The organism is Streptomyces sp. NPDC057253, from assembly GCF_042669125.1.
Taxonomy (GTDB): Bacteria; Actinomycetota; Actinomycetes; order Streptomycetales; family Streptomycetaceae; genus Streptomyces.
Genome location: NZ_JBHUXV010000017.1, coordinates 27,782 through 51,411 on the forward strand (window position 1 = coordinate 27,782; position 23,630 = coordinate 51,411).

Sequence of the window (23,630 nt, forward strand, 5' to 3'; positions counted from 1 at the left end):
CGAACTGCGGGCGTTGCGACGGATTCGAAAGAATTACCTCCTCTACGGATGAGCCATGACGTATGGCCAACTTCGCCCGGTAGTAGGACGATGCGCACCACTACGGGGGACGAGGGGGTCTGTCATGGCGGATCCGGCGATGAGTGTGACGCCGTACTGGGAGCTGACGTTCGACGCGGACGGCGACCCGGACACCGGCCGGCGGGACCGGCTGCTCGCGCAGGTGGTGGCCCGGGGCGTCAAGGACCTGGTCGTCTTCTCGCACGGCTGGAACAGCGACCGCTCGGGGGCGACCCGGCTCTACAGCCACTTCTTCGCCCCGTTCCCGGAGCTCGCGCCGGCGGCGAAGCTCGGGTACGTGGGGGTCGTATGGCCGTCGATGCGGTTCTCGGACGAGCCGATCCCGGACTTCCCGAGGGCCGTGGCAGCCGAGATGCCGCCGCGCCCGGTCCTCGACAAGGACACCCGGCACGCCCTCCTGGAGACCTTTCCCGGCCGGGCCACGGTGATCGACCGGTTGGCCAGGATGCTGGACCAACAGCCCCGTGAAGAGGCCGAGTTGGAGGAGTTCGGGCGGCTGGTGCGGCTGCTGGTGGAGGTCGTGCCGCCGGGGCCGCAGGCGCTGTTCGCGGCGGACACGCTCGCCGAGGGGGTGCCGCAGGACGAGCCGGAGATCCTCGGCGGGTCCACGGCGACCGTGTGCGAGGAGTTCGCGCAGGCCATCGCGCACCTCGAAGGCCCCGACGGGGCGCGGGAGTTCGCGATTCCCAATCCGTGGGACGGGGCGCACGAACTGCTGCGGCAGGGGACGTACTACGCGATGAAGCGGCGCGCGGGCACGGTCGGTGAGCGCGGGCTCGGCCGGGTGATCGGGCAGCTCGCCGAGCGGGCGCCCGGGGTGCGGGTGCATCTGGTGGGGCACAGCTTCGGCGGGCGGCTGGTGTCGTTCGCGTTGCGCGGGCTGCCGGAGGGAGTGCACACGGTCAAGTCGGTCACCCTGCTCCAAGGGGCCTTCTCCCACTACGCGTTCGCGGCCCGGCTGCCGCACGACACGCGCGCGGGAGGGGTGCTGCAGGGGCAGCAGAACCGCGTCGACGGGCCGCTGGTGTGCTGCTACTCCAGCCATGACTCGGCGCTGGGCACCCTGTATCCGCTGGCCTCCCGCATGGCGGGGGACGCGCAGGGGGTCGCGGCCTTCGACATCGGCCGGATGCTGGGCGCCAAGTGGGGCGCGATGGGCCACGACGGGGTGCAGGCGGTGCCGGGCACGAAGGCCCTGAAGCTCGCCGACGCCCTCGTCACCCAGCTGCCCGCGAAGGGCTGTGTGAACGTCGACGTGGCGGCCGTGGTCAGGCAGGGCGGGCCGCCCTCGGGCGCGCACAGCGACATCTGCCACCGGGAGCTGGCCCGACTGGTGCTGGCGGCGGGCCGTATCCACTGACCCGCCGCCAACAGCCCTGCTCCTCGCGTCTGTTACCGGTGCGAGGTGAACTCCACCACCTGCTGGAAGGTCGGACGGTTCTGCCAGCTGATGTTGTAGTGCTTGATGCCGCCCAGGGTGCGCTGCACGATCGAGTCGGCGCACCACTGGTCGCCCGCCGAGCACAGGCTGTCGCCCGGGTACACCTGGGCCGCCGTCTTGCCGGCCGCGGTCTTCAGGGTGCTGATGAGGATGTCCCGGCAGGCGCTGAGGCTGCCGCCACCGCAGTACTTGTCGGCCAGCGGGCCCTGCACGCTCTCACCGAGCACCGCGCGGACGTCCTTGTCGACGTAGCTCCACCAGCCGTACTGGAAGGAGCTGCCCGCGTGGGCGCCGGTGGGGCCGTGCGCGGCCGACGGGGACTCGTCGACGGGCAGGTTGGCCTGGAAGGCGGTGTACAGGGCGGTGCCGAGGCCCGGTTCGAAGATGCCCTTGGCGAGCAGGGGCCACCACGCGTCCAGGATGCGGATCGCGTCGGCGTCGGCGTACTTCTTCGAGCCGGCCGAGGTCTCGGTGCGCTTGCCGCCCGCTGTCAGCCACGTCTGGAGCTTGGTCACCGCGGCCGCCGCCGTGGAGTCGGTGACCGTGGAGCTGTTGATCACCTTCAGCAGGTCGGGCAGGACGTCCTCGGCGCGCAGGTCGGCCAGGGACGCGTCGGCCATGGCCTTCACCAGCGAGGCCCTGGTGACCCCGCCCGCGGCGACGAGTTTCCTGACCCGGTCCTCCAGCAGGTTGCCGCGGTGCACGGACCCGTCGCCCCAGGGCGCGGTCGTGTAGTCCTTGGCCTGCTTGTTGTTCCAGGAGATGTAGTAGTCCTGGTCGATGGAGTTGGGGTGCGCGGAGGCCGGGGTGTAGTCGGCGGTGTTGGTGGTCGGGTTCCAGTTCCGCCACTCGTACGCCGTCTGCGCCCACACCGGGAACTCGGCGTCGACGCCGCTCGCGCGCACCGGGTTGTCGCCGCTGTTGTAGTACGCGGTGTGCGCGGAGTCGGCGTAGAACCAGTTGAAGGTGTAGTTGATGTGCTGCACCGCGCTCTGGAAGGTTTGCGGGCTCTTGACGTAGTCCGGGTCGTTCAGCATCTGGAAGCCGATGATCGAGTCGGCCTCGTGCATGTAGGAGGAGCGCAGGGTGGTGTAGGCGACCCTCTTGCCGCCGACGGTCGCCCGGTATTCGACGGGGCCGTACTTCGTGCGCCAGACCCTCATCGTGTACGACCCCGCGGCGGTGCCGTCGGCCGTGGTCGGGGTCCAGGAGTTCTTCTGCTCGATCTTGTCCATGGCCGTGCAGGTGCCGTGGTACAGGTAGTGGTAGTCGTCCTGGCACAGTTCGACGGCGTAGGTGTCGATGATGTCCTGGCCGGAGGTGGTGGCGGACCAGGAGTAGTCCTGGCCGCGGCCGAGTTCGACGTACATGCTCAGACCGGCGAAGGAGGCCCCGCGGGCGCTGATGCCCGGGCCCTGGATCTCCTGGAGCATCAGGAGCTGGGGGGCGAAGTAGCCGGTCTGGGGCCCGAAGACGGCGACCGGGTGGCCGCTGGCCGTGTACTTCCCGCTCACCACCAGGGCGTTGGACATGCCGCGCTTGGCGGAGGTGAGGGCGTTCGCGGTGGCCGTGGCGGAGGCCGCGCTCGCGCTCTGGTCGGCGCCGGTGCCCGTGGCGTCGTAGACCAGCGGCTCGGTGGTCACCGAACCGGAGTCCGGCAGTGCCTCGCCCTGCGGGTCGGCGGGCTTGGTGGCGTACGGGAAGCTCTCGCCGTTGTGGACGGTGAGGACGGCCTCGGGGTCGTTGCGCTCGCGGAAGGACTCCCAGACCTCGGTGCCCTTCGTCACGCCGTACTGCTGCTGGGCGGCCAGCAGCGAGATCGCGTTGTTGACCTCGCCGCCGCCTCCGGAGCCGAACAGGGCGCCGATGACGGAGGCCAGCGCGACCAGGTCGGTGAGCTTGAAGTGGTCGATGGTGCCGGCGTTGGTGATGGAGTCCTTGTGCCCGGTCAGGACGTACTCGCCGGGGAAGTAGCGGCCGCTGTCGGAGGCGTCGATGTAGGCGTTGATGCCGGCGAGGTAGGCGTTGGCGTCGGCGAGGGCCTGCTGGCCGCGGGCGCCGTTGGTGGCGACGGCGTTGTCGATCTGGGCCTGGAGGTCGGCCTCGCTGTAGGGGGCGTTGCGCCAGAACTGCTGTTCCAGGCCCTGGTTGGAGGCCGCCCCGCCCGCGAAGCCGGTCAGCTGGCCGCGGCCCACGTGCCGGAAGACGTCCATGAGCCACAGCCGGTCCTGGGCGGCCGCATAGCCCGCCCCGAACTCGGTGCCGTATCTGGTGGTACCGGTGATGTGCGGCACACCGGTCTTCTTGTCACGGACGATCGTCACGTCGGTGCGGCCGGCGGGGCTGAGCGTGGAGGCGACCTGGTCGGAGGCGACCCCGAAGGAGGCGTCGTTGAAGAACGTGTTGATGGTGGAGTTGGTGAGCGTGGGGTAGCCCTTGGCCAGGTTGGCGTAGGGGCCGAGCTGGTCCTCGGCGTGGTCGGGCTGGCTGCCGAAGGCCTGGTTGAGGAGGATCTGCGCGAGGGTCGCGTTGCCGTTCTCGCCGGGCGGCAGGATGTCCGAGCACTGGCCGCCGCAGTAGTCGTTGGGAGCCGCCGCGGTGGCGGTCGTCTGCGCCAGCGGGGACAAAAGACCCGCAACCAGGACGCATATGGAAGCCGACTTCAGGAACCCGGAGAGTCTGCCGGGAGTTCTCAGTCTGTCAAGGAGGGTGCGCGAGTTACGCCGTGGCATGGCAGCTCCAACCGACGAGGATGTGCGGGGACGTTACCGCCGGTATCCCCGGGATTGAAGATGAACATGCGTCAAGTTTTGGCAGGGGTGCGTGGGCTTATGGAGGGCATCGGAAATCGGATGGAGCCAAATCGCTTGTCGATACGTCTATTCGGCGACGTCCGAACGACGACGCCGAAGTGACCGAAGTACAGGTGCAGGTGTGACGGAGGTGCAGGGCGATGGCCGGTTTCCGGAGTCTGGCGAGACAGGTGCGAGATCCGCGGTGCGATCTGGCGCTTCGGCGCTACTCACTGCGCAAGTGCCTTGAGCGGTTCGCTCCTTACGGGCACAGGGCGACCTGGGACCATTTGTGCTCCCGGGCGGGTTTCGGTCCCGAGGACCGCTCCCCCGACCCAGCGCGGCTCGTGGCCGCACTGGAGGAGTTGGAGGAGGCGCGTTCGGTCTGGCTGGCCTATGAGGTCGAGTTCGCCGAGCGACGCAAGAAGGAGAAGCACGACGGGTTGCGCAGGCCGGGCAGTGTGGACGACTGGCACCGGCTGACCTGGGGCGGGTTCGGTGTCGCGTGGTGCGACGACCCCCGGGTCCACCCCCATGAACCGCTGGCCGAGGTGCTGCGCCGGCTGATCTCCGCGCTGGAGCGCGAGCCGGGCGCGGTGTGCCCGGTGTGCGACGGGGAGCGGCTCGTCTGGAAGTACGACCTGGACCACGAACCCTCGACCGGTCCGGTCTGCGCGGACTGCGGAATCCTGGTGCCGCGGCCCGTGCTCACTCCCGAGGCCCTGGCGGACGCCAGGCGCGGACGGCTGCTGGTGTCGGCCTAGAGCAGGTGCGCGCTGGGGGTGCGCCGGGGATGCCGCACCCCCTGTTTTGCCGGAGTCGAACTGTCAGGACCGGCCGGCATCATCGAGCTGTCAGGGCCGGCTGGCATCATCGAGTGATGGTGCAGGTGTGTCTGAACGGTCCGCGCGGAGCGGCCGACGGGACCGCGGTTCCGCTGACGCCCTCGGCGCTGGCCGAGTCGGCGGCCGAGGCCGTGGCGGCGGGCGCCACGGACATCCATGTCCACCCCAAGACGCCGTGCGGGCAGGACAGTCTGTCGCCGCGCGTGGTGGCGGCGACGCTGGAGGCGATCAGGTCGCGGGTGTCCGTCCCGGTGGGCGTGACCACCGGCGCCTGGGCCGAACCGGACCCCGAGGCCCGGCTCGCCCGTGTCCGCGGCTGGACCGTGCTGCCCGACCACGCCTCGGTGAACTGGCACGAGCCGGGCGCCGAGTCGCTGGCCGCGGCGCTGCTCGACCTGGGGGTCGGCGTGGAGGCCGGCATCTGGTCGGGCACGGACGCGGCGGCCCGGTTCGCGAGCTCACCGCTCGGACCGAGGGTGCTGCGGGTGCTCGCGGAGGTGACGGACACGGCACCGGACACCGCGGAGGCCACGGCACGCGCCCTGCTCGCCGACCTGGGCCCGGCCCACGGCCGCCCGGTGCTGCTGCACGGCGAGGACGGCGGCGCCTGGCCGGTGCTGCGGCTGGCCGGGCGGCTGGGCCTGGCGACCCGGATGGGCCTGGAGGACACGCTGGTCCTGCCGGACGGGCAACGGGCGCTGTCCAACGCTCAGTTGATCGCCGGGGCACTGGCCCAGTACGGATGCGCCCACCGCTCGTCGTAGGGCAGGCCGAGGAGTTCCGCGCGGATCGCGAGGTGGGGCTCGTCCCGGGCGAGCAGTCGGTCGGGGGCGTGCCGGGAGAGCCAGGCCCGCAGATCGGCTGTGGCGGCCTCGTCGCCGTGGAGGAACCAGTGGAACGGCGAGTCGTCGACGAGGAGTTTCTCCAGCCACCAGTCGACGCACTCGGCGAGATGCCCGTCGGCGACCGGGCTCGCGTGCCAGCGGTCGAGCAGCGGGGTGACCGAGCGCAGGATCGAGACGCACAGTTCGAAGATCTCGACGATCCAGTACGGCGGGCTCGGCGCCGCGAGGACCTCCTGCCACCAGGCCAGCACGAACGCCTCCACGGCGGCGGACTGCTCGGCGGGCCAGGCGCGCCAGTCGACCACGGCGAGCCCGTGAAAGCCGAGGCCGATGGGCTCCATCTCCCCCAGGACCAGCGCCCGCGCGCCCTGCGGCAGCAGTCGGCGCATCGCGGCCGCGTGGTCGTCGAAGTGGTCGGACACCTCGAAGGTGTACATCCGCAGCACGTCGACGGGGATCCGGGTGTTCGGCGTGCGCAGGTACGCGGCCTCCTCCGGCAGGTGGCAGAGCCCGCAGGCCCGCTCGGCCGGGCTGGTGAAGCCGTTGAAGACCGTCTCGATGTCGGCGAGGGCCGCGTCAAGGGCCGGTGACGTCATGGGAGTTGATCCCGTCAGGACTCCGCGCACGGTGCTGCCACCGGCCGAAGATCGCGACGCTACCAGGGGCGGGGAGGGGCGGCCAGCGGGTTTCCGGACCGGCGCGATCCGGCCCCCGGCTCCATGAGGCCCCCGGCTCCATGAGGCGTCCGGTTGCATGAGGCGTCCGGCCCCATGACGCGCCCCCCGCCGACTACTCGGACGATTCTCGCGTCTGCCGCTCGCCGCCCCCGTTCCGCTGCCGTCCCCCGCCCTGCTCCACCAGCAGGCGCGACCCCGTGTGGCGGTCGCCGAAGACGTCGTCCGGGTTGGACAGGACGCAGGTGTCCAGGGAGAGGCAGCCGCAGCCGATGCAGTCGGTGAGGTGGTCGCGCAGGCGGTTCAACTGCCGGATGCGCTCGTCGAGTTCGGAGCGCCAGGCCTCGGAGAGCCGTGCCCAGTCCTCACGGGTGGGGGTGCGTTCCTCGGGGAGTTCCAGGAGGGCCTCGCGGATCGTGGCCAGCGGGATGCCGACCCGCTGCGCGGCCCGCACGAAGGCGACCCGGCGCAGCGCGTCCCGGGAGTAGCGGCGCTGGTTGCCGGTGGTGCGGCGGCTGCTGATCAGGCCCTTGGACTCGTAGAAGTGCAGGGCGGAGACGGCGGCGCCGCTGCGGGCGGCGAGCTGGCCGACCGTGAGTTCGTGGATCTTCTCGGGAATCTGGGGCACCCCTCGAACCCTACCGATGTCGTCACCCTCGCGGTCCGTTGACAGGGGCTCTCCGGCCGACCATGCTAAGCAGTCGCTTAGAAACACATGCGGCAAGGAGGCCGGGACATGGCAGAGCCGAGGATCTTCACGGGCGCGGACGACCTGAAGGCGGCGGTGGGCGAGGAGCTCGGGTACACCGACTGGCTGGAGGTCGACCAGAAGCGCATCGACCTGTTCGCCGAGGCCACCGGCGACCACCAGTGGATCCACGTCGACCCGGAGAAGGCCGCCGCGGGCCCCTTCGGCACGACCATCGCGCACGGCTATCTCACGCTCTCCCTGCTGCCGCTCTTCGGACCTCAGCTGATCAAGGTCGAGGGCGTGAAGATGGGCGTCAACTACGGCACGAACAAGGTCCGTTTCCCGGCGCCGGTCCCCGTCGGCTCCCGGCTGCGCGCCACCGCGCGGATCACCGGCGTCGACGACGTGGCGGGCGGCGTGCAGGTCACCGTCGCCTTCAGTGTGGAGCGCGAGGGCGGGGACAAGCCTGTGTGCGTGGCGGAGTCGGTCTCCCGCTACTACCTCTGATCTCCCGCCACCACCTCCGAGCGGCTACTTCGCCGCGCCCACCATGCGCAGCACGAGGTCGGCGTCGAGCGCGCCGATCTCGTCGGGCGTCCAGGGGCCGTCGATGTTGAACCAGCGGGCCACGTCGACGCACAGCGACATCACGGCGAGGGTGGTGCCCTTGACGTCGAGGACGTCGAACTCGCCGGAGGCGATGCCGTCCTCGATGATGCCGCGCACCACGGCGTCGCACTGGCGGCGCAGGTCGAGGATCTCGGCGCGGGCGTCGGGGCCGAGGGAGTCGAGTTCGTACTGGACGACCCGGGCGGTGGTGCGGCCGCCCGCGTGCCAGCGGACGAAGGAGCTCACGGCGTCGGTGAGCCGCTCGGTGGCGGTGCCCTCACGGCGGGCCGCGACCTGGAGGATCTCCAGGGCCTTGGTGTGGCCGATCCGGCTGATGCGGTGGAGCAGCTCTTCCTTGGTCTTGTAGTGGATGTAGAGCGCGGCGGGGCTCATTCCGGCCCGGCCCGCGATGTCGCGGGTCGTGGTGGCGTGGTAGCCGCGCTCGGCGAACGCCTCCACGGCGGCGATGAGCAGCCGCCGTGCCGCGTCGGGCGTGACCTCACCCCACGCCGACGTCTCGCCGCCGGCCGTCTCCTCCGCCGTACTCATCGCACGCCCCTCTCCCACTGTCAGAGCCCCCACCATACCGCCGAACCTGAGCAACCGCTTAGCGTCCCCGCTCAGGCGCGGGGAACGGCGGGCAGGGCAGACAGGGTGGGGTGCCTCAGAGCGTCTCGAAGGGGTGGGTGCCTCAGAGCTTCTCGAAGGGGTCGTGCTCGGCGAGGAGCTTCTCCAGGCGGGCCTGGTCGACCCGGCTGACGATCTGGCCGGCCTCCTGGCGGTCGCGGATGACCTTGGCCAGGGTGAAGGCCGAGGTGACGAGGTACAGGACGGCGATGGCGAGGAAGCCGCGCACCCAGGCGTCGGCGTTCAGCCGGAAGATGCCGATCGCGGTGGCGGCCATGGCCACGGCGAAGGAGGCGACGGCCTGTCCGTAGAAGGCCGCCGTGTTCTGCTGCTTGACCGGTGTGTCACTCATGGCCAGAGTCTCGGCCGTCCGTGGCCCCGGCCACATCCGCTCGGGTACTCAGACCGTACTCAGAACGCCGACACACCCGTCAACGCCCGCCCGATCACCAGCTTCTGGATCTGACTCGTGCCCTCGTAGAGGGTCATCACGCGCGCGTCCCGCAGCAGTTTCCCCGCCGGGTACTCGTCGATGTAGCCGTAACCGCCGAAGACCTGGAGCGCGTTGTTCGCGGCTCGCACCGCCGCCTCCGAGGCGAAGAGCTTGGCCTTGGAGGACTCCACGGCGAAGGGCAGCCCACGGTCGATCAGATCGGCCACCCGCCAGGTCAGCAGCCGCGCCGCGTCCACGTCGACGGCGATGTCGCTGATCAGCTCCTGGACCAGCTGGTGCCCCGCGATCGGCTTGCCGAACTGCTCGCGCTCACCGGCGTACCGGACGGCCGCGTCCAGCGCGGCCTGCGCGATGCCCACGCACCCCGCCGCCACCGACATCCGCCCCTTGGCCAGCGCGGACATGGCGACGGAGAACCCCTTGCCCTCGGGAGCCAGCATCGCGGAGGCCGGCACCCGCACCCCCTCCAGGACCAGCTCGGCGGTCGCCTGCCCGCGCAGACCGAGCTTGCCGTGGACGGTCCGGCGGGTCAGACCGGGGCTGTCGGTGGGCACGAGGAACGCGGAGACGCCCTGGTGCCCGGGCGCGTCCGTCGAGCGGGCGAACAGCAGCACCACGTCGGCCCACGTGCCGTTCGTGATGAACATCTTGGTGCCGTCGATGACGTACTCGTCGCCGTCCCGCACCGCACGCGTGGCGAGGTTGCCCGCGTCGGAGCCGGTCCCCGGCTCGGTGAGACCGAAGCAGCCCACGTACTCCCCGGAGGTGAGCCCGGGCAGCCAGCGCCGCTTCTGCTCCTCGCTCCCCCAGGCCGCGATCGTCTTGGCCACCAGCCCCAGCGACACGGACACGATCCCGCGCACCGAGGAGTCACCCCGCCCGAGCTCCTCGGTGACCAGGCAGTACGCGAGATGGTCGCCGCCCGAGCCGCCGTACTCCTCGTCGATCGTCAGCCCGAGGAACCCCACCTCACCGAGTTTCTTGACGATCGAACGGTCCACTTCCTCGGCGCGGTCCCAGGCCACGACATGGGGAGCGATCTCACGGTCCACGAAGTCCCGCGCCAGCCGCCGGACGGCGGTCTGCTCCTCGCTGAGCCCCAGGTCGACCACGGGATCACCCCACTAAGAGAGTTACGACGTTAAATTAGCACTGCTAGTTTGCCATGCGCAGCCCTACTATGTGCGCCATGGCCCGACCGCGCAAGCCCCTCCTCAGCACCGACCGGATCGTCGAGACGGCCCGCGCGCTCGTGGACTCGGAGGGCCTGGCGGGCCTGTCCACGCGCCGACTCGCCGCGGAGCTCGGGGTCAGCGGCCCGTCCCTCTACAACCACTTCCGCACCAAGGACGAGATCCTGGAGGCGGTCGCCGACTCGGTCAGCGCCCAGGTCGACCTGTCGATGTTCGAGGACGGCCGCCCGTGGCGGACCGCGCTGCACGACTGGGCCGTCTCCTACCGCGCGGCCCTGCGCGACCACCCGAACATCGTGCCGGTCCTGGCCCAGGGCCCCGGCCGCCGCCCCGCGGGGCTCCGGCTCGCCGACGCGGTCTACGGCGCGATGGTCCACGCGGGCTGGCCCCCGGCGCAGGCCACCTCCATCGGCGCGCTGATGCGCTACTTCATCATGGGCTCGGCGCTCGGCTCCTTCGCGGGCGGCTTCGTCGACGACGCGAGCGCGTACGACCCGGCCGACTATCCCCACCTCGGTCAGGCCCACCTCCTCGCCGAACAGCAGGAGAAGATCGACGAGCGGGCCTTCGAGACGGGTCTGGGGGCCCTGCTGGACGGTCTCGCACAGCAATACGAGCAGGTCGGACGCCCCGTGTAGCCATATTTCGGTGGGCGCCGAAGCATCCCTCCCGCATGCTGGACGCATGTCCAAGGACCCGCAGGCACCCCAGCTGGCGAGGCTCGCCGCCCTCATCGCCGACGAGACCCGGGCCGCCTGTCTGCTGGCCCTGCTGGACGGCCGGGCCTGGACGGCGGGCGAGCTGGCCCGCCGCGCGGGCGTCGCCGCGTCGACCGTCAGCGAGCACCTCGGCAAGCTGGTCGCGGGCGGTCTGCTGACGCAGGAGCGCCAGGGCCGCCACCGGTACGTACGCCTGGCCGACGCGAGGGTGGCCCACCTGGTGGAGGACCTGGCGGCCCAGATCTCCCCGGACACCGTCCAACCCCCGCGGAGCCTGCGGGAGTCGAGCGCGGGCTCGGCGATGGCGAGGGGGCGCACGTGCTACGACCACTTGGCGGGACGCGTGGGCATCGCGGTGACGGACGCCCTGACATACCGTCAACTACTCAGCCAGGACACCAGTTTCGCCCTCACGGAGGCCGGCCTCAGGTGGTTCGAGGCCAACGGCATCCCTCTCCACCGCACCGGCCGCCGCCCCTTGGCCCGAGCCTGCCTCGACTGGACGGAACGCCGCCCGCATCTGGCGGGGGTCGCGGGAGCGGCACTGTGCCACCACGCCCTCACAGAGGGCTGGTGCATCCGTATCGGCTCGGAACGAGCGGTGAAGGTGACGGCAACAGGCGAACAGGCGCTGAAGGAGCTCTTGGGAATCGATGAATCCACATTGCGTTGAACGCGCCCTATAGGGGCGCGGGACTGTGTCCGATGTGCGGCTCCGCCGCGGGGCGCGACCAGCCACGACGAACCCGCAGACGGCAACGCACCCGTCCGAAATCCGCGAGCTTCCGCACACGCACCTTCCTACCCTCAGGAGCATGATGAACCCCCGCCGCACCGACCTCCTCGCCGCCGCCGCAGCCACGGTGACCGTGATCCTCTGGGCCTCCGCCTTCGTCTCCATCCGCAGCGCGGGCGAGGCCTACTCCCCCGGCGCCCTGGCCCTCGGCCGCCTCCTCTCCGGCGCACTCGCCCTGGGCGCGATCTGTCTCATACGGCGAGAAGGACGCCCCCCGCGCGAAGCCTGGCGCGGCATCGCGATCTCCGGCGTCCTCTGGTTCGGCTTCTACATGGTCGTCCTGAACTGGGGCGAACAGCAGGTCGACGCCGGCACCGCGGCGCTGGTGGTGAACATCGGCCCGATCCTGATCGCTTTGCTCGGCGCCCGTCTCCTCGGGGACGCGATGCCGCCCCGCCTGCTGGCCGGCATGGCGGTGTCCTTCGCGGGCGCGGTCACCGTGGGCCTGTCGATGTCGGACGACGGCGGCTCCTCGGTGCTCGGCGTGGTCCTGTGCCTGCTCGCGGCGATCGCCTACGCCGGCGGAGTCGTCGCCCAGAAGCCCGCCCTCGGGTCGGCGAGCCCCTTGCAGGTCACGACCTTCGGCTGCCTGGTCGGAGCCGTCGCCTGCCTGCCCTTCGCCGGGCAGCTGGTGTCGGAGGCGGCCGACGCCCCGGCCTCCACGACCCTCAACATGGTCTACCTGGGCGTCTTCCCGACCGCCCTGGCCTTCACCACCTGGGCCTACGCCCTCGCCCGTACGACGGCCAGCCGCATGGGCGCGACCACGTACGCCGTGCCCGCCCTGGTCGTCCTGATGTCCTGGCTGGCGCTCGGCGAGGTGCCGGGGCTGCTCACCCTCGCGGGCGGGGCGCTGTGCCTGGCGGGCGTCGCGGTGTCGCGGTCGCGCTCCCGCGCGCGAACGGCCGCGGTCCCGGTGACGGCACCGGAACCGCGGCCCGAGAAGGCCTCAGATCCCGCGTGAACGGGCCCTGCCCGCAAGGACCTTGATGCACAGGAGCGCGATCACCGAGAGCCCGATGATGTATCCGGACACCGCCATCGACGTCCCCGTGGCCTCCAGCAGCAGCACCATGAGGAAGGGCGCGAGCCCACCGCCGAGCACGGCGGCGATCTGGTAGCCGAGCGAAGCCCCGGTGTAGCGCATCTCCGGGGTGAACAGCTCGGCGAACAGGGCGGCTTGAGGGCCGTACATGATGCTCAGGAAGCATCCGGCGACGAAGGTGCCGACCGCCAGCCACAGCAGAGATCCGGTGTCGATGAGCAGGAACATCGGTACGGCCCACAGGGCGATGCCGGCCGCGCCGAGGGCGTAGATCCGGATGCGGCCGAGGCGGTCGGAGAGCGCGGCGGCGGCCGGGATCAGCACCAGCTGGGTGAGGCTGACGCAGAGCGAGACCATCAGGACCGCGCTCTTCTTCATGCCGAGCTCGCGGGTCGTGTAGTCGAGGACTCCGGTGATCAGGATGTAGAAGGTCGCGGTGTTCACGGCGAAGGAGCCACCGGCCAGCAGGACCGTGCCGAGATGGTGGCGCAGGATCGTGCGCAGCGGGGAGTTCTGCTCGGTCTTCTCCTTCTCGGCCAACTCCCGCTCCGCCTGCCGGAATGCGGGGGTCTCCTCGACCTTGGTGTGGATGTACCAGGCGAGCGCGAGGACGAACAGGCCGATCAGGAACGGGATCCGCCAGCCCCAGGCCGCGAAGGCGCTGTCCGAGGTGAACGCCCCGGCCAGCAGGAAGACCGTGTTGGCGGTCACCACGCCGATGGGGACACCGAGTTGGACGACACTGCCGTAGAGGCCGCGCTTGCCCTCGGGGGCGTACTCGGTGGCCAGCAGCATCGCGCCGCCCCACTGCGCGCCGACCGCGACGCCCTGCACGACGCGCAGGAGGACGAGCAGGATCGGGGCGGCGACGCCGATCGTGTCGTAGGTCGGCAGGAGGCCGATGCCCGTGGTGGCGAGGCCCATGAGGGTGAGCGCGAGGACCAGCATGGGCTTGCGGCCGCGCTTGTCGCCGAGCTGGCCGGCGACGATGCCGCCGATCGGGCGGGCGAGGAAGCCGACGGCGAAGGTGGCGAAGGCGGCGAGGACGCCGGCGGTGGAGTCACCGGCCGGGAAGTAGAGATCGCCCAGGACCAGGGCGGCGGCTATGCCGAAGACGAAGTAGTCGTACCACTCGACGGCGGAGGCGAGCGCGGCCGCGGTGGCGACGCGACGGCGGTGGGGAGTCGCCGGCGCGGTGACGGACGTGGGCTGAGCGGAAGGGGCCGTGTCCATGCAGTGCACACTCCGATGGGTGCGTGGGGACGTTGGCGGCTGAACATACTGACCGGACGGTATGGGGTCAACGGGTGTGCGGGAAGGTTGCCCGAAGCACCCGAGAGGGGCCCCGGGCAACCCGCGGGTCAGAACACCACCAATGCCCTGCCGCCCTTGCCGGCCAGCATGTTGTCGAAGGCCGCCGGGATCCCGTCCAGCGCGATCCGCTCGGTCACCAGCATCCCGAGGTCGAGGCGGCCCGCCCGGACGTGCTCGGCCAGCACCGGGAGGTCCTCGGCGGGGTTGGAGTCGCCGTAGACACAGCCCGCGAGGGTGCGGCCCCAGTGGAAGATCTCCAGGGCGTTGAAGGTGACCTGCTGGTCCTTGCCGCCGATGCCGACGACCGTCGTACGGCCACCGCGGCGGGTGGAGTCCCAGGCGGTGCGGATGGTCGAGGCGCGGCCGACGCACTCGACGGCGACGTCGACGCCCTGCCTGCCGGTGAGGCCCCGGATCTCGCGGGCGGTGTTCTCGGCGGCGATCACGTAGTCGGTGGCTCCGGCGGCGCGGGCCAACTCCTCCTTCTCCGGGGAGACATCGACCGCGACGATCTTCGACGCGCCCGCGATCCGGGCCGCCTGGAGCGCGGCCAGGCCCACTCCCCCGACGCCGTACACCGCGACCGTCTCGCCCCCGCGGACCCGCGCCGAGTGGTGGACGGCGCCGTAGCCGGTGAGGACCGCGCAGCCGAGGAGGGCCGCGTCGGTGAGCGGGATGCCGTCGGGGAGGGGCAGCAGACAGGAGGCGGGGACGACCGTCTCCTCGGCGAACGCGGCGACGTTCAGGCCGGGGTGGAGGTCGGTGCCGTCGGCGGTGCGGGCGTAGACGTCGGCGGCGCCGTTGAGGGCGTTGGCGCACAGCCAGACCTCGCCGAGCGAGCAGGTGTGACAACTGCCGCAGGAGGGGGCCCAGTTGAGGACGACTCCGGCGCCGGGCAGCACCCCGGTGACCCCCTCCCCCACGGCGACGACCGTGCCCGCGCCCTCGTGGCCCAGGACGGCCGGGACGGGGACACGCATGGTGCCGTTGGACAGGGACAGGTCGGAGTGGCAGACCCCGGCGGCGGCGAGCCGGACCCGGACCTGACCGGGGCCGGGGTCCGGGAGGTCGATGTCGGTGACCTCCAGGGGAGCGCCCACGGCGGGAAGGACGGCGGCACGAACCACGGGAAGGCTCCTAGAACTGAAGGGACTTGGTCTGGAGGTACTCGGCGAGACCGTGCGAGCCGAGCTCGCGGCCCACGCCGGACTGCTTGTAACCGCCGAACGGGGCAAGGGGGTTGAAGCGGCCGCCGTTGATGTCGACCTGCCCGGTGTCCATCCGGCGGGCGAAGGCCACCGCCTCCGGCTCCTCGCCGGCCCAGACGGCGCCCGCGAGGCCGTAGACCGTGCCGTTGGCGATGCGCAGGGCGTCCTCCTCGTCCTCGTAGCGCAGGATCGACAGGACCGGGCCGAAGATCTCCTCCTGGGCGATGGTCATCTCGGGCGTCACGTCGGCGAAGACGGTCGGCGCGACGAAGTAGCCCTGCTCGCGCGGGGATTCGGGACCACCGGCGACCAGCCGGGCCCCCTCCGCCACGCCCTTCTCGATGTAACCGCGCACCCGTGCCTGCTGCTTGGCGTTGACGACGGGGCCGATGCGCTCGCCGTACTTCGCGGCAGCGGCGGCGGCGAGCTCGACCGCCTCGTCGTACTGGTCCCGGTGGACCAGCATCCGGGTCCAGGCGCTGCACGTCTGGCCGGAGTTGGACATCACGTTGGCGACGCCGACGTTGACCGCCTTGGCGAGGTCGGCGCTGGGCAGGATGACGTTGGCGGACTTGCCGCCGAGCTCCAGGGCGACCTTCTTCAGCGCGGCACCCGCGGTCGCGCCGATCTGCCGCCCGACCGCGGTGGAGCCGGTGAAGGACACCAGGTCGACGTCCGGGTGCTCGGCGAGGGCCTGGCCGGCGACCGGGCCGAGGCCGGTGACGAGGTTGAAGACACCGGCCGGGACGCCCGCCTCATGGACGGCCTCGGCGAAGAGCTGGGCGACCAGCGGGGTGTCCTCGGCGGGCTTGAGGACGACCGTGCAGCCCGCGGCGAGCGCCGGGGCGACCTTGGCGACGATCTGGTGCAGCGGGTAGTTCCAGGGGGTGATCGCGGCCACCACACCGACCGGCTCCTGGTGGACGGTGGAGTTGCCGACCTTCTCCTCGAAGGGGTGGGTCGCGGCCAGCTCGGCGTAGGAGCCGGCGACCGCGACGGGGACGGCCGCGTGCACGTTCTGCGAGAACTTCAGGGGCGAGCCGAGTTCGGCGGTCACCGTCTCGGCGATCTCGTCCTTGCGGGCGGCCAGCACGTCCCGGAGGGCGGCCAGCCGGGCGGCCCGCTCGGCCGGAGGGGTCGCGGCCCAGGCCGGGAGGGCGGCGCGGGCGGCCCGTACGGCGAGGTCGACGTCCTCGGCGGTGCCCGCCGGGACCCGTCCGACGACCTGTTCGTCGGCCGGATTCACGACCTCGATCACGTCCGGGCCGGTGGCCGGTCGCCACTCGCCGTCGATGTACATGCCGTCGTGCGCCTTCATGGTGCGTCCTCCCGGGCTGGGCCGTGTCGTCGTCCGGATCACAAAGTCCAGCTGCCAAAGTGCCTGACGAAGTCCGGCTCACAAACTAGCGGCGATAGTTTTTCGGCGCCAGGGCGGGGCCGGGCTGCCGACGAACATCACAACCGGACCTTCCAGGGACATCACAACCGGACCTTCCAGGGACATCACAACCGGACCTTCCAGGGACCTCAGAAGTCGACGCGGGCTCGCTCGTCCACCCTCGCCACGGCCTCCTGCCCGAACGCCTTCTCGTACGCCCGCCGGATCTCCTCGATCCTCCGGTCGCTCTGCGCGGCCCGCGCCACCGGATACAGCAGGATCAGCTCGTACGACCGCTCTTTCTCGATTTCCCCGCTCACGTCCCGCCACTGCCCGCGCCCGTTCTGCACGGTGAGCCCGTCGGGGAACTCCGGGGTGACCTCCGTGTCGACGAAGGCCGTGAACTGAGCGTCGGTGACGGCCGGCCCGCCGTCGGGGCGCTCGGTGCCGAAGAACAACTGCGTCTCGATGTACGGCGCCCCTCGCTCCGGCGCCGCGTTGTCGGCCTCGGCGAGGCCGGCGTGGGCGGTGGGTGCGGCGGCGGCGATCAGGAGGGCGGCGACGGTCAGGGTGGACCTGGTGCGGGTGCGGTGCGGTTCTCCGGTGCGGGTGTGGTGCTGTGCCATGGTGCGGGTGTGGTGCGGTCCCGTGCTGCGGGTGCGGTGCGGTTCCATGGGTTCTGCCTAGCGGGCGCCCGGCACCAAGTCCCGTCGACGCGCGTGCAGTTCACTCGTCCAGGTCCGGCAGGTGGTCCGGGGACGGGCAGATGCGTTCGCCGTGCTGGTCGAAGACGAACAGGTGGGAGATGTCGACGAGGAGGGGGACCTGCATGCCGCGGCGGAGGTCGATGTCCGGGGTGGTGCGGACGACCAGGTCGCCGGGGAGGCGGGGGTCGGCCGGGGCGGGCTCGGGGTCCGGAGCGTCCTCCAGGACCACGACCGGGCCTGCTCGCAGAGAGCCCGCGCGTTCTCTGAGGCGGTCCAGGACCCTGCCGTCGCGGCGGCGCCGGACGGCAGGGCGCGCGGCGGGGCGGGCGGCCTCCAGGTCGGGGACGACGGCCGGGCGGGAGCCGGTGTTGAAGTGCACGAGGATCTCGTGCCCCTGGAACTCCACGTGCTCCACCAGGCCGGTGATCGGCATCTCGCCCGGGCGGGCGGAGGCGGGGTGGGCGATGCGGATGGCCTCCGAGCGCAGACCCACGATCACCTCGCGTCCCTGCTGCACGCGGAGCAACTGGTGGTCCAGGGACAGCGGTTCGGGCAGGCGCAGGTACTGCTTGCCGAGGCTGATGGTCATGGCGCCGTCCAGCGGGGCCCGGACCAGGCCGCGCAGGAGGTTGATGCGCGGGGTGCCGATGAAGGCGGCCACGAAGACGTTGCGGGGCAGGGCGTACACCGAGCGCGGGGAGCCGACCTGCTGGAGGACGCCGCCGCGCAGGACGGCGACCCGGTCGCCGAGCGACATGGCCTCGGCCTGGTCGTGGGTGACGTAGACCGTGGTGACACCCAGCTCGCGGGTGAGGCTCGCTATCTCGGCGCGCAGGTGGTTGCGGAGCTTGGCGTCGAGGTTGGACAGCGGTTCGTCCATCAGGAAGGCGGAGGGGTGGCGGGAGATGGCCCGGCCCATCGCCACGCGCTGGCGTTCACCGCCGGAGAGCTGGCCCGGGTAGCGGTCGAGGAGGTCCTCGATGCCGAGCATGCGGGCGGTGGCGTCCACGCGGGCGCTCGGGTCCTCTCCGGGGGCCTCGATGCGGAGCGGGAAGCCGATGTTGGCGCGGCTCGTCATGGTCGGGTAGAGGGCGAAGTTCTGGAACACCATGGCCATGCGCCGCTCGGCGGGCCCGAGGTCGTTGGCGTACTCGCCGTCGAGCCTGAGCTCGCCCTCGGTGATCTCCTCCAGGCCGGCGATCATGCGCAGCACGGTGGACTTGCCGCAACCGGAGGGGCCGAGCAGGACGAGGAACTCGCCGGGCGCGACGTCCAGCGAGAGACGGTCCACCACCCGGGTGCCTCGGGTGTAGGTCTTGCTCACGTCGTGCAGGGAGATGGCGCGTGTCATGGCAGTGCCCCCGGGGGCTGATTCAGGCGTTGGTGCTCCGCGATCGAATGACCCCGGCCGACTCGCACGGGGCTGTGCGTCACGGAAGTTAACGGAATGCACCCGGCGGGGGGAAGAGACTGGGCGGGATCCGGCGTTCCCGTCCAGTCAATGAGAAAGCGGACGATCAGATTCAGCGAGCGGTTGTGATCCTCTATGGGTGGGAGCCCCGGGCTCTCGAGCTCGGGGCTCTCGAACCCGGGGGCCGGGGCTCCGGAGTCTGCGGCCCGTGCGTTAGGGCTCGCGGGCCTGGGGTTCGGGGGCCGGAGGCACGGGGGCCTGGGACGCGGGTGTCTGCGGCCCGGGGGTTTGAGGCTCTGGAGTCTGCGGCCCGGGTGTCTGGGGCCCCGGAGACTGAGGCCCGCGATTCCGCGGCTCGGGGGTCTGGAGCTCCGGACTACGGGAGCCGGGACTCTGGGGACCGGAGGTCACGGTCGAGCGGGGCTGGGGCTCGCGGGTTCGGACCAGGTGGGCGAAGACGACGACGTTGCTGGTGTAGCCCGTTCGTCTGGTGAAGAGGCCGCCGCAGGTGATCACGCGGAGTTCGGGGCGCCGGGACGGGCCGTAGACCTCCTTGTCGGGGAAGCCCGCCTTGTCGAAGATCTTCACCCGGTCCACGGCGTACACGGCGGTACGGCCGTCCGCGCGCCGCGCCTCGATCACCTTGCCCGGCTTCACCTGGGCGAGCCCGGCGAAGACGGCGGGGCCCGTCATCGTGTCCCGGTGGCCCACGGCGATCGCCGTGCCGGACTCGCCGGGCGTCGGGCCACCCCGGTACCAGCCCACCAGCTTCGGCTTGTCGACCGGTGGCGTCGCCAGTTCCCGGCCCTTGATGAGCCCCAGGGCGATGATCGGGGCGTCGATGCCCAGGGACGGAATGCGCAAGGACGTCGGCCGGGACCGGGGCAGCGGGCGGGGCGGGGACGTGAGCGTGCGCGTGCGCGTGCGCGATGGTGTGCTCCGCGGCGGGCGGCCAGCGGACGGGGTCGACCCGACAGCCGCCTTCGCCCCCGCCCCACCGGCCACCTCCGCATCCGAGCCGGCCGCCACCTCCGCATCCGACCCACCGGCCACACCCGCGTCCGCGTCCGGCCCCGCGGCCGCCACCGGGTCCGGCAGGGTGGGCCCGTCGTCGGCCGTGCACCGCACCCCCGTCGTCACCAGGACGACCGTGAGCAGAGCCGTCCTGGTGAGACGGTAGGCGCGGGTCCGGTACCAGGGCCTGCGTCTGCGCCTACGCGGCGCCATGGGGCCGACGGCGGTTCTGCCGGAAGTACGCGACGCCGCCGACCGCCACCAGCCCGACCGCCGCGGCGCCCGCCACCGGCGCGTACGCGGCCGCGGTGTCGACCAGACCGCCACCGCCCGCGTGCACACCGCCCTTCGGGCCGTTGGGGTCGTTCTGCCCCCAACCCCCGCCAGCCTGCTGCTGGTCCTCGATCTGGTCGCCCGGACGACGCCCCCCGTCCCGCTTCTCGTCGCGGCAGTTGACGCGGAAGATCTTGTCCTTGGTGACACCCGTCACGGTCCACGAGACCTTGTACTGTCCGTCCGCCACCCCCAGCGGGTCGGTGTGGCCGGCACCCCCGGCGAGCTGGACGGCACCGGTCACCACCGCTGCCGAGGCCAGCGGAGGCTGCGGCGTGATGGTGTAGGCGATGGTGGTGAGAGAGTCGAAGTTGACGGCATCCAGGTAGAACTTGCAGACCCTGGGGTCGTCCTTCGAGACGCCGTAGGGCACGCCCACGCGGTGGATCCTGATGTCGCCGTTCTCACCTGCGGCCGACGCGGTCGGCGCCATCACCCATGAGGCGCCGGACGCGGCGAGGGCGGTGAGGACGACAGTGGCACCCGCGCGGGCGCGGAGACCATGTGGGAGTGTCAGGCTGGGCATGCGCGCTCCTCCGATTCAGACGATTTTCATACAAATCGTTCTTTCGGGAGGACTCTCCTTCATATGTGCGAAGGTCGGCCGCATCGACGCCCGGCGCGCCGTCAGATATCGCTCGTGCGGCGCAATCCCGTGCGCTTGGGCCGCTCCCCCGTTGCCGCTACGGCCCCGGCGTCACCCCGGGCCGACGACCGCAGCGCGACCCCCGACGACACCAGCAGCAGCCCGCCCAGCATCACGAACGGCGCCGCCACTCCCGCGACCCCCGCGACCAGTCCCGCGGTGGCCGGGGCGGCGACCTGACCGAGGCGGTTGCCGGTCAGCCGCAGGGCGAGGGCGGTGGAGCGGGCGCCGTCGGGGGCGGCCTGGACCACCGTCGTCATGGACAGCGGCTGTCCGACCCCGAGGCAGAAACCGAGCAGGGCGAGCATCACCGCCAGCACCCACACCGGAACCGGCAGCGCGATGCTCGCGCACAGGAAGGCCCCCAGCAGACACGTCACGGTGAGGAGCAGCGCGCGCCCCAGCAGCCGTAGCAGCGGGGTCAGCACCAGTCGGCAGGCGATGGTGGCGGCCGCGCGCAGGCTCAGCAGCAGGCCCACCACCGAGGGGGCGATGCCCCGGTGCTCGCCGACCACCGGAAGGTAGGCGGTCAGGATGTCGGTGGCGGACAGCACGGACAGGCTCACGAAGATGCCGCCGGGCACGCCCCGGGACCGCAGGATGCGTCCGACGGGGACCCGGTCGCCGGGCGCGGTACGGGACTTGGCCGCCGGGTCGCGGTGCTCGATGCGCCACAGCGAGGTGAACGCGACCGCCGCCCCCGCACCCGCCACGAACAGCGCGAGTGCGCTGGTGCCCGCCCGGTCGGAACCGTCGATCAGCGCGCCTGCCGCGACCGGACCCACCAGCTGGCCGAGGGAGACGCCGATGGTGAAGTGGCCGAAGTTGCGGTCCTGTTCGTGCGGGGCGGACTGGCGGGCGACGAGGGACTGGGAGCCGATGACGAAGCAGAGGTGGCCGAGCCCCATCACCCCGCTCCAGACCGCCATCGTCCACAGGGAGTTCGCGGCCCCGCTCAGCGCGCACCCGCCGGAGATGAGCACCACTCCGACGGGCAGCAGCGGCGCGCACCGCCCGTGGTCCGTACGGCGGCCCAGCGGTACGGCGGCGAACAGCGGCAGCAGCGCGTACACACCGGCGATGACACCGATCGCGCGTTCGTCCGCGCCCAGCGCGAGGGCCCGGTAGGAGACGGCGGGCCGTGCCATCGACACCGCCCCCTGCGTGAAGCTGAAGGCGATGACGAGGCGGAGCAGCCAGCCGCGGTTCCCACCGGGCGCCATGTGCGAGTCCTCCGTGGAAGGTTGTTCCGAAGGGTTGTTCCGAAGTCGTTCCTGGAGCGGTCAGACGATGCCGAAGAGGATCCCTGCCCCGAGGACCAACAGGCATGTGAGCGCGGCCCACTTGACCACGAACCTCGTGTGGTCGCCGAACTCCACCTTGGCCATGCCGACCAGGACGTACACGGCCGGGACGAGCGGGCTCGACATGTGCAGGGGCTGGCCGACGAGGGAGGCGCGGGCCATCTCCAGCGGGGTGACGCCGTGCGCGGCGCCGGCCTCGGCGAGCACCGGCAGGACGCCGAAGTAGAAGCCGTCGTTCGACATGAAGTAGGTGAGCGGGAGGCTCAGGATGCCGGTGACCAGGGCCATGTGCGGGCCCATGCCCTCGGGGATGACGTCCACCATCCAGCGGGCCATGTGGTCGACCATGCCGGTGCCCTGGAGGACGCCGGTGAAGACGGCGGCGGCGAAGACCATGCCGGAGACGTTGAGGACGTTGTCCGCGTGGGCGGCGAGGCGGGCCTTCTGGTCCGGGATGTGCGGGAAGTTGACGGTGAGCGCGAGCGCGGCGCCGAGCAGGAACAGCACCGGGATCGGCAGCCACTCCATGATCATGCAGGTGAGGAGGGCGACCGTGAGCAGCGCGTTGAACCAGTACAGCTTGGGGCGCAGGGTGGGGCGGTTGGGGTCGAGGACCTGGAAGCGCTTCTGCTCGTCGGCCTCGTCGTCGGCGTCGGTGCCGGAGCCCGAACCGCCGGTGCCCACCGCGGCCTTGCCCGTGCCGGAGCCGCCGGAACCGCCGGAACCGGCGCCGACCAGGACCGTCTCGGTCTCCTTCTCCTCGACCTTCTCCTCCACGAGGACATCGCCCAGCGTGAGCACGCCCAGCCGCTTGCGCTCGCGCATGCCGAGGACGTACGAGAGGACGAAGACGCCCAGCAGACCGACGGCCAGGGCCGGGATCATCGGGACGAAGATGTCGCTGGCGTCGACCTTCAGCGCGGTCGCCGCACGGGCCGTCGGACCGCCCCAGGGCAGGGTGTTCATCACGCCGTTGGCCATGGCGGCGACACCGGTCATCACGACCAGGCTCATCTTCAGGCGCTTGTACAGCGGGTACATCGCCGAGACGGTGATCATGAAGGTGGTCGAGCCGTCGCCGTCGAGCGAGACGATCGCGGCGAGCACCGCGGTGCCGACGACGATCCGCATCGGGTCGGCCTTGCAGAACTTCAGGATCCCGCGCACGACGGGGTCGAAGAGGCCGACGTCGATCATCACACCGAAGTAGACGATCGCGAACATGAGCATCGCCGCGGTGGGGGCGAGGCTGGTGACGCCTTCGATGACGTAGTCGCCGAGCTTGGCGCCCTTGCCGACGAAGACACAGAACAGTGCCGGGATCAGCACGAGCGCCGCGATCGGCGACATCTTCTTCATCATGATCAGGACCAGGAAGGTCGCGATCATGGCGAAGCCGAGGATGGTCAACATGAGTGGATACCTAACGTTCGCCCTTGAACTCCCACCAGGGCCGGCGGTGCGTTGACGTTAGGTCCGTTCGTTTGGCGTTAACAAGACGTT

General features: G+C 71.3%; 21 protein-coding genes and 1 pseudogene. 7 read left to right on the forward strand and 15 right to left on the reverse strand.

Features of this window, described 5'->3' with window-relative positions; genetic code table 11:
• Positions 1–124: 124 nt before the first annotated feature.
• Positions 125–1,441 (forward strand): serine-threonine protein kinase, encoded by a 1,317-nt coding sequence (locus ACFULQ_RS12065; RefSeq protein ID WP_383541718.1) that lies wholly within the window; start codon positions 125–127, stop codon positions 1,439–1,441.
• A gap of 32 nt (positions 1,442–1,473) precedes the next feature.
• On the opposite strand, the gene ACFULQ_RS12070 is transcribed toward ACFULQ_RS12065, so the two are convergent.
• A complete protein-coding gene (locus ACFULQ_RS12070; protein ID WP_383541721.1) occupies positions 1,474–4,254 on the reverse strand; it encodes a penicillin acylase family protein in 2,781 nt (926 codons plus the stop codon).
• Positions 4,255–4,475: 221 nt separating this feature from the next.
• On the opposite strand from ACFULQ_RS12070, the gene ACFULQ_RS12075 reads away from it, so the two are divergent.
• On the forward strand, positions 4,476–5,078 hold the full coding sequence (locus ACFULQ_RS12075; RefSeq protein WP_383541723.1) for a hypothetical protein: 603 nt from the start codon (positions 4,476–4,478) through the stop codon (positions 5,076–5,078).
• Positions 5,079–5,194: 116 nt separating this feature from the next.
• The gene (locus ACFULQ_RS12080) at positions 5,195–5,923 is read left to right on the forward strand and encodes a 3-keto-5-aminohexanoate cleavage protein (protein ID WP_383541726.1); all 729 of its coding nucleotides are present in this window, start codon (positions 5,195–5,197) and stop codon (positions 5,921–5,923) included.
• On the opposite strand, the gene ACFULQ_RS12085 is transcribed toward ACFULQ_RS12080, so the two are convergent.
• Positions 5,869–6,600: a hypothetical protein gene (locus tag ACFULQ_RS12085; protein WP_383541729.1), complete on the reverse strand. Its 732-nt coding sequence runs from the start codon at positions 6,598–6,600 to the stop codon at positions 5,869–5,871. The genes ACFULQ_RS12080 and ACFULQ_RS12085 overlap by 55 nt on opposite strands.
• A 193-nt stretch (positions 6,601–6,793) precedes the next feature.
• Positions 6,794–7,306, reverse strand: coding sequence for a redox-sensitive transcriptional activator SoxR (soxR, locus tag ACFULQ_RS12090; protein ID WP_383541732.1), 513 nt, complete (start codon positions 7,304–7,306; stop codon positions 6,794–6,796).
• Between the two features lie 108 nt (positions 7,307–7,414).
• On the opposite strand from soxR, the gene ACFULQ_RS12095 reads away from it, so the two are divergent.
• Positions 7,415–7,876, forward strand: a complete 462-nt coding sequence (locus ACFULQ_RS12095) for a MaoC family dehydratase (protein ID WP_062241742.1) — start codon at positions 7,415–7,417, stop codon at positions 7,874–7,876.
• Positions 7,877–7,900: 24 nt separating this feature from the next.
• On the opposite strand, the gene ACFULQ_RS12100 is transcribed toward ACFULQ_RS12095, so the two are convergent.
• From ACFULQ_RS12100 to ACFULQ_RS12110, 3 genes are all read right to left on the reverse strand, one after another.
• Positions 7,901–8,527 (reverse strand): TetR/AcrR family transcriptional regulator, encoded by a 627-nt coding sequence (locus ACFULQ_RS12100; RefSeq protein ID WP_383541734.1) that lies wholly within the window; start codon positions 8,525–8,527, stop codon positions 7,901–7,903.
• Between the two features lie 142 nt (positions 8,528–8,669).
• Positions 8,670–8,957, reverse strand: a complete 288-nt coding sequence (locus ACFULQ_RS12105) for a YiaA/YiaB family inner membrane protein (RefSeq protein ID WP_330267970.1) — start codon at positions 8,955–8,957, stop codon at positions 8,670–8,672.
• 59 nt (positions 8,958–9,016) lie between these two features.
• Positions 9,017–10,171 (reverse strand): acyl-CoA dehydrogenase family protein, encoded by a 1,155-nt coding sequence (locus ACFULQ_RS12110; RefSeq protein ID WP_383541738.1) that lies wholly within the window; start codon positions 10,169–10,171, stop codon positions 9,017–9,019.
• Positions 10,172–10,248: 77 nt separating this feature from the next.
• Here ACFULQ_RS12110 and ACFULQ_RS12115 point away from each other — a divergent pair, with 77 nt between their 5' ends.
• The 3 genes from ACFULQ_RS12115 (at position 10,249) to ACFULQ_RS12125 (ending at position 12,731) form a co-directional block, all read left to right on the forward strand.
• The gene (locus ACFULQ_RS12115; protein WP_383541741.1) at positions 10,249–10,890 is read left to right on the forward strand and encodes a TetR/AcrR family transcriptional regulator; all 642 of its coding nucleotides are present in this window, start codon (positions 10,249–10,251) and stop codon (positions 10,888–10,890) included.
• A 46-nt stretch (positions 10,891–10,936) separates the two neighbouring features.
• Positions 10,937–11,644 carry an ArsR/SmtB family transcription factor gene (locus ACFULQ_RS12120; RefSeq protein WP_383541743.1) on the forward strand — a complete coding sequence of 236 codons (708 nt, stop codon included), beginning with the start codon at positions 10,937–10,939 and terminating at the stop codon, positions 11,642–11,644.
• A gap of 145 nt (positions 11,645–11,789) precedes the next feature.
• On the forward strand, positions 11,790–12,731 hold the full coding sequence (locus ACFULQ_RS12125; protein WP_383541906.1) for a DMT family transporter: 942 nt from the start codon (positions 11,790–11,792) through the stop codon (positions 12,729–12,731).
• Here the strand turns inward: ACFULQ_RS12125 and ACFULQ_RS12130 are convergent.
• The 9 genes and pseudogenes from ACFULQ_RS12130 to ACFULQ_RS12170 form a co-directional block, all read right to left on the reverse strand.
• Positions 12,717–14,045 carry an MFS transporter gene (locus tag ACFULQ_RS12130; protein WP_383541745.1) on the reverse strand — a complete coding sequence of 443 codons (1,329 nt, stop codon included), beginning with the start codon at positions 14,043–14,045 and terminating at the stop codon, positions 12,717–12,719. The two genes, ACFULQ_RS12125 and ACFULQ_RS12130, sit on opposite strands and share 15 nt — an antisense overlap.
• 128 nt (positions 14,046–14,173) lie before the next feature.
• A complete protein-coding gene (locus tag ACFULQ_RS12135; RefSeq protein WP_383541748.1) occupies positions 14,174–15,253 on the reverse strand; it encodes a Zn-dependent alcohol dehydrogenase in 1,080 nt (359 codons plus the stop codon).
• A gap of 10 nt (positions 15,254–15,263) precedes the next feature.
• A complete protein-coding gene (locus ACFULQ_RS12140) occupies positions 15,264–16,652 on the reverse strand; it encodes an aldehyde dehydrogenase family protein (RefSeq protein WP_383541750.1) in 1,389 nt (462 codons plus the stop codon).
• 209 nt (positions 16,653–16,861) lie between these two features.
• Complete coding sequence (locus ACFULQ_RS12145) at positions 16,862–17,338, reverse strand: DUF3574 domain-containing protein (protein WP_383541909.1); 477 nt, start codon at positions 17,336–17,338, stop codon at positions 16,862–16,864.
• Between the two features lie 100 nt (positions 17,339–17,438).
• A complete protein-coding gene (locus tag ACFULQ_RS12150) occupies positions 17,439–18,770 on the reverse strand; it encodes an ABC transporter ATP-binding protein (RefSeq protein ID WP_383541753.1) in 1,332 nt (443 codons plus the stop codon).
• Positions 18,771–19,256: 486 nt separating this feature from the next.
• Positions 19,257–20,057 (reverse strand): annotated as a pseudogene (locus ACFULQ_RS12155) (class F sortase); the annotation flags it as partial.
• Positions 20,044–20,703, reverse strand: a complete 660-nt coding sequence (locus tag ACFULQ_RS12160) for a hypothetical protein (RefSeq protein WP_383541756.1) — start codon at positions 20,701–20,703, stop codon at positions 20,044–20,046. The gene ACFULQ_RS12160 and the pseudogene ACFULQ_RS12155, both read right to left, overlap by 14 nt.
• A 101-nt stretch (positions 20,704–20,804) precedes the next feature.
• On the reverse strand, positions 20,805–22,046 hold the full coding sequence (locus ACFULQ_RS12165; protein ID WP_383541758.1) for an MFS transporter: 1,242 nt from the start codon (positions 22,044–22,046) through the stop codon (positions 20,805–20,807).
• Positions 22,047–22,106: 60 nt separating this feature from the next.
• Complete coding sequence (locus ACFULQ_RS12170) at positions 22,107–23,540, reverse strand: CitMHS family transporter (protein WP_383541761.1); 1,434 nt, start codon at positions 23,538–23,540, stop codon at positions 22,107–22,109.
• Positions 23,541–23,630 lie beyond the last annotated feature (90 nt).